Annotated in this window: 20 protein-coding genes and 1 tRNA gene; 9 read left to right on the top strand and 12 right to left on the bottom strand. The window is 67.9% G+C overall.

From position 1 onward, the window contains the following. Nucleotides 1–25: 25 nt before the first annotated feature. From KHO18_RS17115 to KHO18_RS17105, 3 genes are all read right to left on the bottom strand, one after another. A complete protein-coding gene (locus KHO18_RS17115; RefSeq protein WP_144202002.1) occupies nt 26–1,321 on the bottom strand; it encodes an ABC transporter substrate-binding protein in 1,296 nt (431 codons plus the stop codon). Between the two features lie 66 nt (nt 1,322–1,387). After that, nucleotides 1,388–2,368: an ABC transporter ATP-binding protein gene (locus KHO18_RS17110; protein WP_144202004.1), complete on the bottom strand. Its 981-nt coding sequence runs from the start codon at nt 2,366–2,368 to the stop codon at nt 1,388–1,390. A 46-nt stretch (nt 2,369–2,414) separates the two neighbouring features. Continuing rightward, nucleotides 2,415–3,185, bottom strand: coding sequence for a DeoR/GlpR family DNA-binding transcription regulator (locus KHO18_RS17105; RefSeq protein WP_144202006.1), 771 nt, complete (start codon nt 3,183–3,185; stop codon nt 2,415–2,417). 115 nt (nt 3,186–3,300) lie between these two features. Here KHO18_RS17105 and KHO18_RS17100 point away from each other — a divergent pair, with 115 nt between their 5' ends. The 5 genes from KHO18_RS17100 to KHO18_RS17080 all read left to right on the top strand — a co-directional run bounded on the left by KHO18_RS17100 (nt 3,301) and on the right by KHO18_RS17080 (nt 7,036). Next, on the top strand, nt 3,301–3,720 hold the full coding sequence (locus KHO18_RS17100) for a GNAT family acetyltransferase (RefSeq protein WP_144202008.1): 420 nt from the start codon (nt 3,301–3,303) through the stop codon (nt 3,718–3,720). Nucleotides 3,721–3,751: 31 nt separating this feature from the next. Beyond that, entirely contained in the window at nt 3,752–4,102 is a 351-nt protein-coding gene (locus KHO18_RS17095) for a GFA family protein (RefSeq protein ID WP_144202010.1), read from the top strand. Nucleotides 4,103–4,119: 17 nt separating this feature from the next. Next, a complete protein-coding gene (locus tag KHO18_RS17090; protein ID WP_144202012.1) occupies nt 4,120–4,545 on the top strand; it encodes a VOC family protein in 426 nt (141 codons plus the stop codon). A 101-nt stretch (nt 4,546–4,646) separates the two neighbouring features. Then, nucleotides 4,647–5,888 (top strand): MFS transporter, encoded by a 1,242-nt coding sequence (locus tag KHO18_RS17085; protein ID WP_144202014.1) that lies wholly within the window; start codon nt 4,647–4,649, stop codon nt 5,886–5,888. Then, a complete protein-coding gene (locus KHO18_RS17080) occupies nt 5,885–7,036 on the top strand; it encodes an MFS transporter (RefSeq protein WP_186296965.1) in 1,152 nt (383 codons plus the stop codon). Before KHO18_RS17085 ends, KHO18_RS17080 begins: the two co-directional genes overlap by 4 nt. A 12-nt stretch (nt 7,037–7,048) precedes the next feature. Here the strand turns inward: KHO18_RS17080 and KHO18_RS17075 are convergent, their stop codons facing one another. After that, entirely contained in the window at nt 7,049–7,933 is an 885-nt protein-coding gene (locus KHO18_RS17075) for a dioxygenase family protein (RefSeq protein ID WP_211943608.1), read from the bottom strand. 314 nt (nt 7,934–8,247) lie between these two features. Between KHO18_RS17075 and KHO18_RS17070 the strand changes: the two genes are divergently transcribed. Both KHO18_RS17070 and KHO18_RS17065 read left to right on the top strand, forming a co-directional pair. Next, nucleotides 8,248–8,523, top strand: coding sequence for a hypothetical protein (locus tag KHO18_RS17070; protein WP_377732352.1), 276 nt, complete (start codon nt 8,248–8,250; stop codon nt 8,521–8,523). Nucleotides 8,524–8,571: 48 nt separating this feature from the next. After that, the gene (locus KHO18_RS17065) at nt 8,572–9,882 is read left to right on the top strand and encodes an MFS transporter (protein ID WP_144202018.1); all 1,311 of its coding nucleotides are present in this window, start codon (nt 8,572–8,574) and stop codon (nt 9,880–9,882) included. Nucleotides 9,883–9,953: 71 nt separating this feature from the next. Here KHO18_RS17065 and KHO18_RS17060 read toward each other — a convergent pair whose 3' ends face one another. Then, nucleotides 9,954–10,805 carry a hypothetical protein gene (locus KHO18_RS17060; RefSeq protein ID WP_211943606.1) on the bottom strand — a complete coding sequence of 284 codons (852 nt, stop codon included), beginning with the start codon at nt 10,803–10,805 and terminating at the stop codon, nt 9,954–9,956. Between the two features lie 205 nt (nt 10,806–11,010). On the opposite strand from KHO18_RS17060, the gene KHO18_RS17055 reads away from it, so the two are divergent. Next, the gene (locus KHO18_RS17055) at nt 11,011–11,637 is read left to right on the top strand and encodes a DNA-3-methyladenine glycosylase I (protein WP_211943605.1); all 627 of its coding nucleotides are present in this window, start codon (nt 11,011–11,013) and stop codon (nt 11,635–11,637) included. A gap of 408 nt (nt 11,638–12,045) precedes the next feature. Beyond that, nucleotides 12,046–12,675 carry a LysE family translocator gene (locus KHO18_RS17050; protein ID WP_144202025.1) on the top strand — a complete coding sequence of 210 codons (630 nt, stop codon included), beginning with the start codon at nt 12,046–12,048 and terminating at the stop codon, nt 12,673–12,675. Here KHO18_RS17050 and KHO18_RS17045 read toward each other — a convergent pair. The 7 genes from KHO18_RS17045 to soxA all read right to left on the bottom strand — a co-directional run bounded on the left by KHO18_RS17045 (nt 12,631) and on the right by soxA (nt 17,878). After that, nucleotides 12,631–13,593, bottom strand: coding sequence for a cation diffusion facilitator family transporter (locus tag KHO18_RS17045; RefSeq protein ID WP_144202028.1), 963 nt, complete (start codon nt 13,591–13,593; stop codon nt 12,631–12,633). The genes KHO18_RS17050 and KHO18_RS17045 overlap by 45 nt on opposite strands. After that, nucleotides 13,590–14,018, bottom strand: coding sequence for a type II toxin-antitoxin system VapC family toxin (locus tag KHO18_RS17040; protein ID WP_149137139.1), 429 nt, complete (start codon nt 14,016–14,018; stop codon nt 13,590–13,592). Before KHO18_RS17040 ends, KHO18_RS17045 begins: the two co-directional genes overlap by 4 nt. After that, on the bottom strand, nt 14,015–14,269 hold the full coding sequence (locus tag KHO18_RS17035) for a FitA-like ribbon-helix-helix domain-containing protein (protein ID WP_211943604.1): 255 nt from the start codon (nt 14,267–14,269) through the stop codon (nt 14,015–14,017). The genes KHO18_RS17040 and KHO18_RS17035 overlap by 4 nt, the downstream gene beginning before the upstream one ends. 145 nt (nt 14,270–14,414) lie before the next feature. Continuing rightward, nucleotides 14,415–14,490, bottom strand: a tRNA-Ala gene (locus tag KHO18_RS17030). Nucleotides 14,491–14,575: 85 nt separating this feature from the next. After that, on the bottom strand, nt 14,576–16,297 hold the full coding sequence (soxB, locus tag KHO18_RS17025; protein WP_211943603.1) for a thiosulfohydrolase SoxB: 1,722 nt from the start codon (nt 16,295–16,297) through the stop codon (nt 14,576–14,578). A 19-nt stretch (nt 16,298–16,316) separates the two neighbouring features. Then, a complete protein-coding gene (gene soxX / locus KHO18_RS17020) occupies nt 16,317–17,021 on the bottom strand; it encodes a sulfur oxidation c-type cytochrome SoxX (RefSeq protein ID WP_211943602.1) in 705 nt (234 codons plus the stop codon). Nucleotides 17,022–17,038: 17 nt separating this feature from the next. Further along, nucleotides 17,039–17,878, bottom strand: coding sequence for a sulfur oxidation c-type cytochrome SoxA (soxA, locus tag KHO18_RS17015; RefSeq protein WP_144202059.1), 840 nt, complete (start codon nt 17,876–17,878; stop codon nt 17,039–17,041). Nucleotides 17,879–17,891 lie beyond the last annotated feature (13 nt).

Here is a 17,891-nt window from a genome sequence, read left to right as displayed (position 1 = left end):
TGTCGTTCACGATAAGCCCGCCGCGTCAGCGCTGGTACGGCTTCAGGATGCGGTCAGCCTGCGCCTGGGCACCGGCCAGCGCGGCCTTCGGCTCCTGCTGGCCGGTGATGGCCGACTGGAGCGAGTCCTCGAGCACCTTGCGCACGCGGCCCGCCTGGTGCGTCGACAGTTCGGCGGTCGCCACCTGGAGCTGGTCACGCGCGACCAGCGTCTGCGGCACCTTGGCAGCGTAGCTCTTGAGCGTCGGCGTCTCGTAGCTGGCCGGGCTCACGCCCATGTAGCCGGTGGCCACGCTCCATTCGGCCGAACGCTCCGGCGCCGTCAGGAATCGCACCAGACGGTAGGCCGCCTTCTGCTCGGCCTCGCTGCCGCTCTTGAACAGGTAGAAGTTGCCGCCGCCGGTGGGCGAGCCACCCGTCGGGTTGCCCGGCAGCGGGGCCACGCCCACGTCGAACTTGGCGTCCTTGAGCACGGCGGTCAGGTTGCCGGTGGAATGCCACATCATCGCCGTCTTGCCCTCGACGAAGTTCTGGCGCAGCGTGCCCCACTCGATCAGGCCCTTCGGGCTCAGGCCGTCCTTGGCCAGCGAGGTCCAGTACTGGAGCGCTTCCACGGTCTTCGGCGTGTCGAAGGTGGTGTGCGAGCCGGCCGCGTTCATCAGCGTGGCACCGTTCTGCTTGGCCAGCGCGCCGAACATCCAGTAGGCGTAGCCGGTGGACGGGATCATCACGCCCCAGCGCGACGTGGCGCCACCGTCCTGCTTCACCAGCTTGGCGGCGGCCTCGCGCATCTCGGTCCAGGTGCGCGGCGGCTTGTTCGGATCCAGGCCGGCCTGCTTGAAGGCGTCCTTGTTGTAGAACATCACGATGGTCGAGCGCTGGAACGGGATGCCCCAGGTCTTGCCGTCGGCACGGCCGTTGTCCATCAGGCCCGGGTAGAAGCTCTGGAGCCACGCCTTGTCCTCGGGCGTGGTGGCGAAGTCATCGAACGGCCGGATCACGTTCTGGTCCTTCAGCTCGAACAGGTCGATCGAGAACAGCACCGAGGTCTGCACCGGCGTGCCGGCCTTGAGGGCGGCCAGCGCCTTGGTGCGGGCGTCGTCGTAGTTGCCGGCGTAGATGGCGTTGACCTTGACGTCCGGGTTGGCCTGCTGGAACTGGTCGACCAGCTTGTCCACCACCTGCGTCAGCGGGCCGCCGACCGAGACCGGGTAGTACATGGTGACCTGCGTGGTCGCCTGCGTCTGCGCCGCCGCGCCCAGCGCGGCCATCGAGAGAACGGCGCCCAGCGCAAGGGCCAGGCCACGGGATTTGAACGACATGAAGGCTCCTGGTGAAAGACGAATCAAAACATCGGGAAAGTCATCGGGAATGGCATGGAAGGCGTTTCACGCGGCAAACCGGTGGGCGCGCGCCGCCGGCCATTCCAGCGCCAGCCGGCTGCCGGTCTGCAGCGCGAGCCGGCCCGGATGGCGCACCAGCACGGGCTGCTCGTACACCTGCACCTCGATCAGCGTGTCGGCGCCGTGATATTCGCTGCGCGCGACGACGCCATCGTGAATATCCGTGCCGGCGGTGCCCGTCGCCGCCAGCGCGATGTGTTCGGGACGAATGCCCACCAGCCCGTCCAGCCCCGGCACGCGCAACAGGTTCATCGGCGGCTGGCCGATAAAGCGGGCCACGACCGGCGTGGCCGGCTGCTCGTAAAGCTGTTCGGGCGTGCCGACCTGGGCGATCTCGCCCTGATGCATCAGCACGATGCGGTCAGCCATGCTCATGGCTTCCACCTGGTCGTGGGTGACGTAGATCACCGTCAGGCCGAGCGCGCGCTGGAGCTTGCGCAGTTCGGCGCGCATCTCGGCACGCAGCTGGGCATCGAGGTTGCTGAGCGGCTCGTCCATCAGGCAGACCGGATGATGCGAGACGATGGCGCGGGCCAGCGCCACGCGCTGCCGCTGGCCGCCCGACAGCTCGCCCGGCTTGCGCGCGAGCAGCTTGTCCAGCCCGAGCATGTCGGCGGCCTGCTTGAGCCGCGCCGCCTGCTCGTCGCGCGGCAGCTTGCGCGCGCGCAGGCCGAACACGATGTTCTCGCCCACGCTCAGGTGCGGAAACAGCGCGTACGACTGGAACACCATGCTCAGGTGGCGCTCGGCGGGGTCCACATCGGTCACGTCCGCGCCATCGAACCAGATCCGCCCGCCGCTCGGCCGGTCCAGGCCGGCAATCAGCCGCAGCAGCGTGGTCTTGCCGCAGCCCGAGGCGCCGAGCAGCGCGATGAACTCGCCGCGCGCCACGTCGAGGTCGATGCCGCGGAGCACGTGGTGCTCGCCGAAGCGCTGCTGCAGGTTGTCGAGTCGCAGGTAGGCCATGGTTGTTTTGTTGGCGTAGGGGTCGGCGTAGGGGTCGGCGAATCCGTCAGCAGATATGAAGCGTCACGCCCGCGCGCTCGCACAGCGCGGGCAGGTCCGCGCCGGCGACGGTGCGGGCTTCCTCGTCGGTGAAGAAATGGTCGATCTGGGCGAGCGTGGCCACGCGGCACGGCGCGTCGCGCAGGAACTTGCTGCTGTCGGCCAGCACCGCGCGCACGTGGCTGTTGGCGAACAGCACCTGGGTGAACTCCGCCTCGTCCGGGTGGAACTCGAACAGGCTGCCCTCGGCATCCACCGCGCCCGCGCCGCAGATCGACAGGTGCGCGCGAAAGCGGCGGATGAATTCGAGCGTGGCGCTGCCCATCACGTCGCGGTCACCGGGACGCAGCCGGCCGCCGGCCACCCAGGTCTCGATGGCGGGCTTCTCGGCCAGCGCGTGCACGGCGTCCAGGTTGTTGGTGACCACGCGCAGCGGCCGGTCGGCGGGCAACGCGCGGGCGAACTCGGCCACCGTGGTGCCGTAGCCGAGGAACAGCGTGGCGTTGTCCGGCACCAGCGCGATGGCCGCATGGGCAATGCGCCGCTTGCGTTCGATCTGCGCCGTGCTGCGCTGCAAAAAACTGAGGTTGCGCTGGCCCGCCGGCAGGCTCAGCCCGCCATGCAGCCGCCGCACCAGGCCCTGCTCGCTCAGGTCGTTGATGTCACGCCGGATCGTCTGCGTGCTGACCTGGAAGCGATCGGCAAGCTGGTCGGTGCTGAGTTCGCTGGCATCGCGCAGCCAGTCGAGGATTTCACGTTGTCGCGGAGTTAGGCTCATTCGATCATGTTAGATGTTCGAATGAAAATTTAAACCCGAAGTGTGTCGGCGCGATGACTGTCGCTTTCGGTACACTGGGGTTCACCCTGTCTTCCCCCACACCGGTCTTACGCGCATGCAGATCCGCCCCTTCCGCCCCGCCGACGAATCCGCCGTGGTTGCCCTGTGGCAAGCCTGTGGCCTGACCCGCCCCTGGAACGATCCCCACCGCGACATCGCGCGCAAGCTGACCGAGCAGCCCGAGCTGTTCCTCGTCGGCGAGGCGGATGGCCGCTTGGTGGCCTCGGCGATGATCGGCTTCGACGGGCATCGCGGCTGGGTCTACTACCTCGCCGTCGCGCCTGCCTGCCAGGGGCGCGGCTATGGGCGTATGCTGATGGCGCGCGCCGAGGCGCTGCTGATCGAGCGCGGCTGCCCCAAGATCAATCTGCAGGTGCGCGAAGGCAACGACGCCGTGATGGCGTTCTACGCGAAGCTTGGCTATGGCCGGGATGCGGCCGTCAGCCTGGGCAAGCGGCTGATTCCGGACCAGTAGGCGGGCGGAAATCCACAAAAAAGGAGACCCCATGACCACGTACCAGGGAAGCTGCCACTGCGGCCGCGTCGCCTTCGAGGCGGACGGCGAGATCACGCAGGTGCTGCAGTGCAACTGCACCATCTGCCGCCGGCGCGGGCATCTGCTCTGGTTCGTGCCCAAGGCGCAGTTCCGGCTCAAGACGCCGGACGAGCACGCCTCCACCTATCGCTTCAACACGATGAAGATCGCGCATCGCTTCTGCCCGGTCTGCGGCTGCGGCCCCTACGCCGAAGCGACCGACCAGAAAGGCAATCCCACCGCCGCCGTGAACGTGCGCTGTGTGGATAACGTCGATCTGGCCAGCCTCAAGGTCATCGAGTACGACGGCCTGCACGCCTGAACCTGGCTGACGCGCCCATGCTCCGCATCGCCGGCATCGACCACCTCGTCCTGCGCACCGCCAACGTGCCGCGCCTCGTGCGGTTCTATGTCGATGTGCTCGGCTGCACCGTGGAGCGCGAGCAGGCCGCCATCGGCCTGACGCAACTGCGCGCCGGCAACGGCCTGATCGATCTCGTCTCGCTGGACGGCCCGCTGGGCCGGGCCGGCGGCGCGGGACCGGGCGCTGAGGGGCACAACCTCGACCACTTCTGCCTGCGTATCGATCCGTTCGATGCCGAGGCGATCTTTACCCACCTGCGTATTCATCATATCGATAGCGGGCCGGTCGAGCAGCGCTACGGCGCCGAGGGCACCGGCCCGTCGATCTATGTGAAAGACCCGGACGGCAACACCGTCGAACTGAAAGGCCCGCCCAACCTGCCCGGCGATGGCGGTAGCTGAGCAAGTGCGCTGACGTAGGCATTCGCGCGCCGCGCCGATACAATTCCCGCTTCATCCATCGCATCGCCACCGGCGCGCGCCCGCCCTGCGCCAGGCGCGCCATGACCACCATCGACGCCCCCGCCGTACCCACCGCTGCGCCCCCGCCCCGCCATATCGTCTGGACGCTCGGCCTGACCGAGATCATCAGCTGGGGCACGCTCTATTTCACGTTCACGGTCTTCATCGACCCGATGCACCAGTCGCTGGGCCTCGGCAAGCCGTTCCTGGCCGGCGGGTTCTCGCTCGGGCTGCTGGTCTGGGCGATGTGCTCGTTCGCCGTGGGCCGGCTGCTGGACCGCGTGCCGGCGCGCAAGGTGATGGGCGGCGGCTCCGTGCTGGCGGCCATCGGCCTGTTGCTGTGGGCCTGGTCGCCCTCGCCCACGATGTTCCTGCTGATGTGGATACCGCTCGGGCTGGCCATGGCGTCCACGCTCTATGAGCCCGCCTTCGTGGTGCTGCGCCAGGCGTATGGCGATGGCTACCAGAAGCCGATCGTCCACGTGACGCTGCTCGCCGGCTTTGCCAGCACGATCTTTATCCCGCTCGGTCAGTGGCTGGTGCTGCACCTGGGCTGGCGCGGCACGCTGGTGATCTTTGCCGCGCTGAACCTGTTCGTCTGCGCGCCGCTGCATGCGCGGCTGCGCTACACGGCGCATGCCACCTATGCGTCCGCGCAGGCCGGCGGGCCGCTGGCCGGTGCCGGCGGACCCAGCATCGCGCGGCTGACACTGCGCCAACCCGTGTTCTGGGCCGTGGTGCTGGCCTTCACGGCGACGGCGGTGGTGGCCTCGCTGCTCGGCGCGCACCTGATCCCGATGCTGACCGAGAAGGGCATGCCGGTGGGCCAGCAGCTCATCGTGGCGGCACTGATCGGCCCCGCGCAGGTGGCCGGCCGGCTGGTCATGGCGCGCCTGCCGATCCACCATCCGGTGCGGCTGTCGATGCCGGTCTACTTCCTGATGGGCGCCGGGCTGGCCTGCTTCGCGCTCGGCCACGGCTACTGGCTGATGCTGGCCGCTGTGCTCTATGGCTGCGCCAACGGCGTCAACACCATGCTGCGCGCGATGGCCATGCCCGAGCTGATCTCCCGCCACCACTACGCCACGCTGAACGGGCTGATGATGACGCCGGTGCTGATCATGCAGGCCGCCGCGCCGTGGTTCGGCGCGCTGCTGTGGCGCGCCGCCGGCGGCTACTGGCTGATGCTGTGGGTCATGGTGGCGCTGGCCGTGGCCGCGCTGCTGGCGTTCGGCTTCGCCCTGCACCGGCGCGGGCTGCTGCGCCCGGGGGCCGCGGCATGACGGATGTCTCCCGCGCCACGCGCGGCACCATGGCGCTGTTCTTCGTCAACGGCGCCACCTTCGCCACCTGGGGCGTCCACATCCCGACCATCAAGGCGCGCTTCGGGCTATCCGACGCCATGCTCTCGTTCGCCATGCTCGCCGTGGCCGGGGGCGCCATCCTGGCGATGGGCCCGGTCGGCCGCTGGGTGGCGCGGCTGGGCAGCGGGCGGGCCTCGATGCTGGGCGGCGTGGCGTTCGCGCTCTGCACGCTTGGCATCCTCGCCATGCCCGCCTTCACGCTGCTGCTGCCGATGCTGCTCCTCTTCGGCATGACCAACGCCGCGTTCGACGTGGCCATGAACGCGCAGGCCGCCACGGTGGAAGCCAGCCGCCCCCGGCCCGTGATGTCGGCCCTGCACGGCATGTTCAGCCTCGGCGGCATGGCCGGCGCGGCGTTTGGCGGACTGATGCTGACGCTGGGCGTGCCGCCACTGGCCCATGCGGCGATGATCGCGGCCATGACGGCGCTGACCGCCGTGGGCGTCGCGGGCGGGCTGCTGGCCGATCATCCGGCCATGCCGACGACCGATCATCACCACCGCGCGCACGCCTCCCGCGCGCTCTGGCTGCTCGGGCTGATGGCGTTCCTCGGGCTGGTCGGCGAAGGGGCGATGTACGACTGGACGGCGGTCTATATGCGCGATGTAGCCGATGCGCCGCTCGGCTGGATCAGCTTTGGCTACGCCACGTTCTCGGGCGGCATGGCCTGCGGGCGCTTTGGCGGCGACCTGCTGCGCGCGCGCCTGGGCGATGCGCGCACGCTCACCGGCAGCGCCTGGCTCGGCTTTGCCGGCATCGCGCTGGCCATCGCAGCGCCGTGGCCGGTGCCGACGTTGATCGGCTTCAGCCTGATGGGGCTGGGTGCGGCCAATATGGTGCCGATCTTCTTCGTGGCGGCGTCGCGCCTGCCCGGCGTGACCGCCGCAGAGGGCATCGCGCGCGTGGCGCGCTTCGCTTATGTGGGATTGCTGCTGGGGCCGGTACTGATCGGCGGGGTGGCGCACCTGGCCAACCTGCGCTTCGGGCTGGCCGTGGTGGCGGTGACGATGGGGGTGATCGCGCTGTTCGGGGCGCGCGCCGCGCGGCGGTATCTCACGCCGCGCTAGCCCGAAGGAAGATCAGGCGGCCTGCCACGCAGGGGCGCTGCCCGCGCCCTGGCCCTCGAACACGAAGGTGTCCATGGCGAGCACGCCGTAGGTGACTTCATCCGCGATGCGATCGACCTGGGCCTGTCCATCGGACTTGGATGCCGGACCGAGCGCCGCGCCCAGCGCCACGAAGAACGGCAGCAGGTGTTCGTCGGTCGGGTGCGCGCGGCGGGCGAACGGGGCGTTGTCCCGATAGCCGGCAATCCGGCTGGTGTCGCCGGTGGCCAGCGCCTCGTCCAGCGCGTCTTTCATCCAATCGCGGAAGGCGTCGACATAGGGCTCGGTCTCAGGACCGTGCTGGGCCTTGCGCCCACCGCCGAATACTTCCTGCAGGTTATGCGTGAAGCTGCCCGAGCCGATCACGATCACGCCTTCATCGCGCAAAGGCGCCAGCGCGCGGCCGATCTCGATCTGCGTGGCCGGGCTCAGGTACGGGTTCAGCGCAAGCTGCAGCACGGGCATATCGGCGTCCGGGAAAAAGTGACGCATCGGCATCCAGGCACCGTGGTCGAGCGGTCGGTCGGCGTCCTCGGCCACGTAGCAGACGCCCTCCACGCCTGCGGCTTCGACCAGCGCCTTGACCCGGGCGGCCACGTCCGGGGCGCCGGGCGCGTCGTAGCGGAGCGCGTACAACTCGCGCGGGAAGCCGCCGAAGTCGTGCCACGCCTCCTGGCGCGTGCGCGTGCCGACGACCAGCGTGCTGTAGATCCAGTGTGCCGAGATCACCAGCACCGCCTTGGGCTGGCGCGCGCGCAGGCGTTCGCCCAGCGCATCGAATGCGGCGCCGGAGGGGCCGGGATCGATCGCCAGCATCGGCGATCCGTGTGACACGTAAATGGCGGGAAGCGTGCTCATGGCCTTCAATCCTTTTGTCCAACTGCATGAAGTTTGGCAACATTGGCGTCCCCCGGTACACGCGGATTGCGGATACCTCATGCAAATTTTCTGAACATGGAACGGTGTGCGTCACGCTGGCCGCGCCGCCGCGTTGGATAGCGCACACAGGCCGACAGCGTAGGCCGCTGCCTGACGGCAGGCACATGGCGATTGGGCCTATGATGGCGAAAAGCACGCGATCCCCGGATCGCCTCCCCAAGCTGCCTCGGACCGGCTCGCCGGCGAACATCGTGTTCAAGCCCCACGCTCCGCTTCACGCCCTGCCCCACGCGCTGTGGTGGCAGCCGGGCGTCTATGGCAGCGGGCCCGCCGTGCTGCTGTGGATCGTGGCGCGGCTGCCGGCGGACACACTGGCCGCCGTCTTCGGCACGCCGCTGGCCCCCGCGCTGTTCAACCATGCTGGCGATACCGTCTTCGTCACGGGCTGGATCGCCAGCGCGCTCTGGCTGTGGTTCACGCGCAAGCGCCCGGCCCCTCCGGCGCAGCAAGACGCCCTCCCGACGGTGCCCGACACCTCCCAACCGCGTACGCAAACCCGGCAAATGTAAGGATTCGCTTAATATGGCGGCTGTTTTTCACCGTCATATAAGAGTGTAATGTCCGTCACAATTGCCACCGCCAATGACCTCTCCAAAGCCACCCGACGACGCGCGATCCTCGCCGCGACCATCGGCAATGGCCTGGAATGGTTCGATTTCACCGTCTACAGCTTCTTCGCGGTCATCATCGCCAAGCTGTTCTTCCCCACCGGCGACGACCTGACCTCGTTCCTGCTGACCGTGGCCACCTTCGGCGTGGGCTTCTTCATGCGGCCCGTGGGCGCCATCGTGCTCGGCGTCTACGCCGACCGCGTCGGCCGCAAGGCGGCGCTGACGCTGACCATCCTGCTGATGGCGCTCGGCACGGCCATCATCGGCCTGGCCCCCACCTACGACAGCATCGGCCTGTGGGCCCCGGCGCTGATCGTGGTGGCACGGCTGATCCAGGGCTTCTCGGCCGGCGGCGAAGTTGGCGGCGCCACCGCGTTCCTGATCGAACATGCACCGGACGAGGAGCGCGGCGCCTATGCCAGCTGGCAGCAGGCCAGCCAGGGCATCTCCTTCATGCTCGGCGCGGCGATGGGCGCGCTGGTGACCAACGGCCTGAGCCCCGAGCAGATCGATGCCTGGGGCTGGCGCATCCCGTTCCTGTTCGGGCTGCTGATCGGCCCCGTGGGCATGTACATCCGCTCGCATCTGGAAGAGCCGCCCGAGTTCGAGGCGCGCCAGGCCGAGCGACGCGCGAACAATGTGAAGTTTTCGCCGCTCTCGCAGGTGCTGCGCGACCATCCGCGCGAAGTGCTGGCCGGCCTGGGCGTGACCATCCTCTGGACGGTCTGCACCTACGTGCTGGTGTTCTACATGCCGTCGTACGCCAAGCAGCAGCTGGGCCTGCCGCTGGGCGCGACGTTCCAGTCCACCGCCATCTGCGGCGCCATCATCCTGGTGCTGTGCCCGCTGATGGGCATGCTGTCGGACCGCGTCGGCCGCAAGCGCATGCTGACGGTGGTGGCGGTGGCCATCGGCGCACTCGCCTACCCGCTGTTCCACTGGCTCAATGTCTCGCCGACCACGTCCACGCTGCTGCAGGTACAGATCGTGCTGGGCATCCTGCTGGCCGCGTTCACCGGCCCGGCCCCGGCCGTGCTGGCCGAGCAGTTCCCGACCGAGGTACGCTCCACCGGCCTCTCGCTGGCGTATAACTTCGCCGTGACGATCTTCGGCGGCTTCGCCCCGCTGATCGTGACGTGGCTGATCACATCGACGCAAAACAAGCTCGCGCCGGCCTACTACGTGATTGCCGCCGCGCTGATCAGCATCGTCGCGCTGGTGTTCATGCACGACCGCACGGGCAAGCGGCTCGCCTGAGTACGCGGCAGGGTCGCCGGAAGTCAAAAAAGCCAACCCTCGGGTTGGCTTTTTCTTTGGATGCGCGGGGCTTAGCGGGCGGCGGTGGCAGGCGCTGCAGCGTTCGCGGGGGCCACCGGGGCCGCCGTGGCCACGCTCGGCACGGTGGACTGGGCCAGGCCGTACATGCCGGCGATCATGCTGGACACCGACTTGACGTCGCCCATCGACAGGCGCTGCATCACGCCGGGCACCTTGGCCGCATCGGCCAGCAGGCTGTCGAACAGCAGGTATTCGTCGTCGCTGGAGCCGGTGCCCGAGCGCAGCGCATATTCCTGCTTCCGGATCAGCCGGTTCTGCTCGCCCACGCGGAACGTGTAGGTGCCCTGGAAGGCGGGACGATAGGAATCGGTCATGCTGGCGGACACGTAGGCCGTCATGGTCTCCACGGTCAGCACGCCAACGCCGGCGGTGGGCTTGCGGGCGGCGAAGATCGCGTCGGGCTCCACGACCATGCGCAGGGCCGGCTGCACCTCGGCAATCTGCTTCGCAACCGCCTCGGCCAGGGCCTTGTTGACGTCCGGCACAGCGGGGTCCTGCTCCCGGACGGCCTCGATCCGGCTGGCGAGCTGTTGCGTGCGCTCGACCAGCGCGCCGGAGCCGGCAGCCTTGTCAACGGCCAGCGCCGCGCCCAGGGCGGCCAGCGTGCCGATGGCCCCGAAGGCGCTGCCAAGATTGGTCATGTGCTGGACATTCTGGCCACCGATGGTGCTCACCACGATGTACTTGGTGGGCAGGTAGGTGACCACCAGTTCCGCGAACGGCTCGGGCGGGGCGGGCGGCGGCGCGACCTTGGCGCGCCGGGACGCGCCGGCGCAACCGGCCAGGAGCACGGCAACCATGCCGAACACGACGCAGCGGGAGGCAAAGCGGTGAGACATCATGGAGACCAATCCGAAAAATAGACCAGACCTTGCCTAACGGCTGCCCCGGGTGAAACCTGCATCACTCGGTGGTGGGGGGGAGCCTGCGCGGCGGCGGGGTTCCAATTGCATGTCCGCATCCAGCCTTCCGCAAATCCGCTGGTGCGGGCATGATCGCAGCCAAAGCGCCAGCGCGCGCCGTCCATCCCATCAGGAGCTTCCACGCATGACATCGCCAGAGACCGCCTCGCAGCCCCGGGTACGCTGCAGCTGGTGCGGGACGATCGAGGATTACTGCCACTACCACGACCACGAATGGGGCTTTCCAGTCGATGACGACCGGCGCCTGTTCGAGAAACTGTGCCTGGAAGGCTTCCAGTCCGGGCTGAGCTGGCTCACGATCCTGCGCAAACGTGAGAATTTTCGCAAGGCGTTCGCCAATTTCGAGATCGACAAAGTTGCCCGGTTTACGGCGCGCGACGTGGAGCGGCTGCTGGGCGATGCCGGCATCATCCGCCATCGGGGCAAGATCGAGGCCGCCATCCACAACGCCCGCTGCGCGCACGATCTGCTGAAGACCGAACCCTCGCTGGCTGCCTATTTCTGGAAATTCGAGCCGGACCCGAAGTCGCGGCCCCGCAAGGTCACGCCGGAGGTGCTGCGCGAGCTGACGACGTCGCCGGAGTCCGTGGCGCTCTCGAAGGACCTGAAGAAGCGCGGCTGGAAGTTCGTTGGCCCGACCACGATGTATGCGCTGATGCAGGCCATGGGCCTGGTCAACGATCATCACGAGGGCTGCGCCACCCGCGCCGAGGTGCTGAAGGCCCGCAAGGCTTTCAAGGTGCCACGCTGATGCTCGCCTGAAGGCTGGCTGGAGGCCAATCCATCCACAGCGCCTTTCTGTTTCGGCAACGGTGCGTATACGTATACAGATATTGTTTACGTATACATAAATAGTAGTAGTAGGTAAACGTCGCCCCTGGCCGTTGATAACCCGGTTTTTCCCTTTCCCGTCAGGGGCTTGGGAAAAAGACAAGCCTAGGGGCGGCGCACCGCGTATACGTGGACAACCGCCCCGCGCCCGGTTTCATCGCCCGCCACGCCCCCGAGATATCCGTATACCGCCCACACGCGGCCCCCAGGCAGGCCACAGGCAATCCATGTGGTTGTCCCCAAGGCGGGGCGAAGATGTCCACAGGGTCCGTGCATGGGGGCGAGGATCGGGGCACACTGGCGGTTCGCTGCCGAAGGAGCCCCGACGATGGATGCCACCACCCTCTTTCTCTACCTGATTGCGGTTGCCGCCGTAATGGTCACGCCCGGCCCGACCATGCTGCTCGCGCTGAGCAACGGCGCCACGCGGGGCATGCGGGTGGCCGCCTGCGGCATTGCCGGCGCGGCGCTGGCCGACCTGCTCCTGATCGGCGCGGTGGGCTGCGGGCTGGGCGCGCTGCTGCTGGCGTCCGAGCAGTGGTTCACCGTCATCAAGTGGATCGGCGCTGCCTACCTGCTCTACCTGGCGTGGGGGATGTGGCGCGCGCCGACGCAGGCACTGGTGGCCACCTCCGGCGCGGCCTCGGCCAGCGGCCGGGCGGCGTTCTTCCGCGCGCTGTTCGTGGCGCTCTCCAACCCCAAGACGCTGCTGTTTACCTCGGCCTTCGTGCCGCAGTTCGTCCACGCGGACCAGCCGGTGGCGCTGCAATACACGATCCTGGCAGTCGTTGCCGCGCTGATGGACATCCTGATGATGTCGATCTACGCGTACGGCGGGCGCCACGCCATGCGCACGCTGTCAGCGCGCGCCGTGCAGTGGATCAACCGCAGCTGCGCCGGCATGCTCGCCTTTCTAGCGGTCGGCCTGAGCCTCTACCGCCGCAGCGACCTGCGCTGAATCGGGAGCCGGGGCCGGCACCGGGTCCACGTGGGTCATCACGTTGAGCACATCGTCGCGCAGCATGGCGCGGCGGCGCGCCTCGGCGGCGATGGCGTGGCCGCGTTCCACGGTCAGGTCGGCGCGGATCTCCAGGTGCACGTCGACCAGCACCATATCGCCCATCTTGCGCGTCTTGAGGTCGTGCAGGCCGAGCACCCCCGGGGTGTCGAGCATGGCGGCGCGCAGGGCGGCCACCACGTCGTCATCGGCGGCGCGGTCCATCAGGTCGCTCAGGGCCGTCCAGCCGAACTGCAGCCCCATGCGCGCCACCATCAGCCCGACGATGATGGCCGCCACGGGGTCCAGGATGTGATAGCCCAGCAGGTTCCCGCCGATGCCGAGCGCCACCACCAGCGACGACGCCGCATCGGACCGCGCATGCCAGGCATTGGCCACCAGCATGCTCGAGCGCACGCGCTCCGCCACGCGGAGCATGTAGCGGAACAGCAGTTCCTTGAAGATCAGCGTGCCAATCGCCACCCATAGCGCGACCGCCTTCACCGGCTGCAGCGCTTCGGGATGCTGGATCTTGCCGATGGCCGACCACAGCATGCCAGCGCCCACCGCCAGCAGGATCACCCCCAACGCCAGCGACGCCGCCGTCTCGAAGCGCTGATGGCCGTACGGATGGTCGTCATCCGGGTCCTTGCTGCCGTGATGCCCGGCGAACAGGACCAGGAAATCCGAAACCAGATCGGAAAGGGAGTGGATGGCATCTGCCACCAGCGCCTGGGAGCCCGCCACCACGCCGATCGCGCCCTGCGCGATGGTCAGCACGACATTGACGGCCACGCTGACAAAGGTACTGCGCCGGCCGGCCTGGGCGCGGGCGACGGGGTCGGTGCGATCGGGTGAGTCCTTGCCGAAGGTGTTCACGGGATTTGTGTGGAGTTCCAGGGATTGATGACGGTCAGCCCGGCGGCCTCGAAGGGGGCGGTATCGCGTGTTGCGACAATGTAGCCCCGGGAGGCGGCAATCGCACCGATATAGCCATCGGGCGTGGGGAATCCCTTCCCCGCCAGCCGCGCCTTCACGGCCAGTTCGGCATAGTGCCGGGCAGCACCGGTATCGAACATCAACACGCGATCGCCGAACAGCGCGAGCAAGCCGTCGAGGGTTTCGGACAAACCGTGCTTGCGCCGGCCTTCCGGCAAGGCGCCGATCCCGAACAGCAGTTCGGCGAGCGTGACACTGGACAGGTACAGCGTTTCCGCGACCTGCGCGTTCAGCCACGCGCGCACGGCCGGATTGGGCTCCGGCTTCATCGCCTCGGAGACGACGTTGGTATCGAGGACGATCATTCGAACTTCATCGGCTCCGCCGGCGCTTTGTCACGCTGTGTGTCGAACACCGCGAAATCGTCGTTTGTCAGGCCCGCGCGCTGGCCCAGCGCGGCCAGGGCGTCACCCATCCGCACACGCTGCTCGGATTTCACCGCGCGTTCCAGAATCTCGCGGACCTCAGCCTCGGTGCTGCGGCCATGCTCGGCAGCCCGCATGCGCAGGGCGCGATGCACCTCATCGGGCACATTTCTCACGGTCAGTATCGGCATAGGCACCCCTTAAAAACTGCATTCAATGCATGCAATTATAGAAAGGTGACAGCATGGGGGCAAGGCGGCATTAAAAACGCCGCCCCCAAAGCAAAACAACGCACTACATCTCTCGACGTAGTGCGTTGTTTTACAAGACAAATCCTGGTGGACCGAAGGAGGATCGAACTCCCGACCTCTGCATTGCGAACGCAGCGCTCTCCCAGCTGAGCTATCGGCCCGTGACGGACGATTCTAACCGAACTCCGCGCGGGGCATCAATTGCGTCCGCCCAACACTGCACATCGGCGAGAGCGCCTCAGGGCCTCAGGCCACCATGCCCGGGTTGCCGTCCATGCCGCGCACGGTGGGCAGGTTCAGCGGCCGGGCGCTGACTTCCTTGTTTGACCGCAGCCATTGGGCCATGACGTCCCACACCGGGGGGCCGCCGGTCTGGCGGGCTTCCTCGGCCACCGGGGCCCAGCCGGCTACCTTGTAGGTCTTGCTGGCGTCGAGCGGGCGGCCGGCCAGCCGCATGTTGCTGATGCGCCGGCCCATGGGCTGGTTCGGGTCGATGGTGTACTGCAGCCCGCCCACGCGCACCATGTCGCCGCCCTGCTGGTAGTACGGGTCCGGGTTGAACAGGTTGTCCGCCACGTCTTCGAGCACGGTCTTGATGGTCTCGCCGGTCATCGCCGTCACCGTCGTGTACGGGTAGGTGATGGCGGTCTGGTCCATCAGCGCCTCCATGGTGATCGGCTCGCCCGGCACCAGCGTGGTGCCCCAGCGGAAGCCCGGGGAGAAGGCGATTTCGGCGTCCTGCACCGCCATCAGGCCGTCCAGGATCAATTGGTCGAAGGTGCCGTTGAAGTTGCCGCGCCGGTACAGCAGGCCACGGTTCACGGCCAGGACCTCGCCAAGCTTGGCTTCGTAGGGGGCGCGGACCTTGCGGATCAGCGCATCCATGTCCGGGTCGGCGGGCAGGAAATCGGCGAAGACCGGCAGCAGCTTGTATCGGAAATCGACGACTTTGCCGTTGCGCACATCGAAATCCAGCACCCCCAGGAACTTGCCGTTCGAGCCGGCATTGGTGACCAGCGTGGTCCCGCCCGGGTTCTTCACCGGCACCGGCGCCGGCACGCCATCGTGGGTGTGGCCACCTAGTATTGCGTCCAGTCCGCGTACGCGCGAGGCCAGCTTCAGGTCCACATCCATGCCGTTGTGCGACAGCAGCACCACCACCTGGGCGCCCTTCCCGCGCACATCGTCAATCACCTGTTGCAGGCTTTCCTCCTGGATGCCGAAGGTCCAGTCGGGCACGAGGTAGCGCGGATTGGCGATGGGCGTGTACGGGAAGGCCTGGCCGATGATGGCCACCGGCACGCCGTTCATGTGCCGGATCACATACGGATCGAACACCGGATCGCCGAAATCGTTGGTCTTCACGTTCTGCGCGAGGAAGGACACGCGGTCCTTGAAGTCCTTGCCGACGATTTCCTTCACGCGGTCCGCGCCGAGCGTCATCTCCCAGTGCGGCGTCATGACATCCACGCCGAGTTGCAGCGCGGCATCGACCATGTCCTGGCCCTGGGTCCACAGCGCGGTGGCCGAGCCCTGCCAGGTGTCGCCGCCGTCCAGCAGCAGCGCGCCGGGCCGGCTGGCGCGCAGGCGCTTGACCAGCGTGGCGAGGTGGGCAAACCCGCCGACCTTGCCGTAGCGGCGCGCCGCCTCGGTGAAGTCGAGCGAAGTGAACGCGTACGCGGCGGGCGTGCCCGGGCGGATGCCGTACTGGCGCAGGAACGCCTCGCCCACCAGGTGCGGCGGCTTGCCCGCCCAGGGCCCCACGCCCAGATTCACGCTCGGCTCGCGGAAGTGCACGGGCCGCAGCTGGGCGTGGCAATCGGTGAAATGCAGCAGGTGGACGTTACCGTGGCGCGGCACATCGTAGAACTGCTGGGCGGCGCGCGCGGCCTGGGCCTCGCCGGCGGGCAAGGCCATGCCGCCCGCGCCGGCCACGGCCAGCACCTGCAGGAATTCGCGTCGATTCATGCCCGGAGCCGCGCCGGCCTTACTGGTTGACCGGCGATGCCGGGTCCAGCAGCAGCGCCATCACATCGCGGATCTGTTGCTCGGTCAGGATGCCCTTGTGGCCAAAGCGCGGCATGTTGGAGCAGGCGCTGTAGGCGTTGGAGTCCCAGATCTTGCCCCAGGTGTACTTGACCACCTCCGGCGAATTGCCGCGCAGCTTGCCGTACTGATATAGCGACGGGCCGATATTGCCGAAGGAGATCTCGGCCTTGGTCATCTGGTGGCAGGCATAGCAGTTGCCGCCGTTCACGCCGCCCACCGGGTCGGTGAACTGCATGCCACGGCCGTTCTGGGCGATTTTCTCGCCTTCCTTCCAGTCGCCGATCCAGTTGCTGTCGGCCGGATACTTCACCTGCTTCAGCTCGGCCGCTTCCACCTTCTTGGCCACGGCGGCCGGCACGCGCGTGCGGTCCGGGTACTGGCTGCACGCCTTCTGGGCGCCGTCCTGGTTGATTACGCCTTCCACGGTAGCCGGGCCCTTCGAGGTGAAGGAGGCCTCGATCATCTGGCGCACGTCGGCGTCGGTGACCTTGGCGGTGGAGGCCGTGGTGGCCGTGCTACCCGATTTGGCGGCGCGGGCGGGCTTGGCAGTGTCCTGGGCGAGGGCCGACAGGCTGAACGTGGCCATCGCGGCCAGGGCCAGGGTAGCGACGGCGGTCAGCGCCATCGATTGGTATCGCGTCATCGTGTGCTCTCCGTGCCTCAGCGCTTCATGTTGGGACCGTCGTACGTGCCGCCGTTGGCGTTTTTCGCCAGGAACATCGACAGGGCGGTGATCACGTCGGAGCCATAGGCGGGCTCGGGGAAGCGCTGCTGGCGCAGGCAGTCGTAGATCCGATGCTGCATGGTGCGGACCTCGCCCTGCGAGACGCGGTACGCCGGCCACGTGGTGTATGCGGCCTGGGCGCCCTTGGGCTCCAGCAGGTTCGGCAGGTCCTGGAGGCGGATGCGCTGGCCGTCCACGGCGTGGCAGGTGGCGCAGGCGAAGTCATAGGCGCCGCCCCGGTAGAAGAACATCTTCTGGCCGAGCGCGTAGACGCGCTTTTCCTCGGGGTGCGTGAGTTGCACGTTCATCTTCACGCCGCGCGACTCGCCGGTCAGGTAAGACGCCAGCCGCTCGATGTCGGAAGGCTTGCCCGATGCCGAGAACGGCTGCTTCGTCGCCTCTTCCTGGGTCAGGCCCTGCAGCGTCACCCGGCACCAGGCCAGGCGCTGCTCAAGGTCCATCACCTTGTTGGCGTCCTTGAAGTAGCGCGGGAGTTCGGCGTAGGCGCCCTTGGTCACGCCCGGGCCCTTGCCCAGGTCGCACTGTTCGAGCGAGGCGTTCTTCGGCCCGGCCGGCTTCTTCCACAGTTCCTCGCCGGCGGCTTCCCAGAGTTCGGCGGGATTGCCTTCGGCCAGCATCTGGCGATACTTGGCGATTTCCTCGGCGGTGCTGCCCTGGGCTTGCGCCAGCGAGGCCAGGCCGGCCAGCGAGGCGGCGGCGATGGCCGCGGCGGTCAGCGCCACGGTGCCGCGCAGGCGGCGACGGGTATTGCGCATTGGGGGCTTCTCC

It is taken from the genome of Cupriavidus campinensis (assembly GCF_905397395.1).
Classification (GTDB): domain Bacteria; phylum Pseudomonadota; class Gammaproteobacteria; order Burkholderiales; family Burkholderiaceae; genus Cupriavidus; species Cupriavidus campinensis.
The sequence above is the reverse complement of the archived record's forward strand: the minus strand, read 5'-3'. Positions and strand labels throughout refer to the sequence as shown.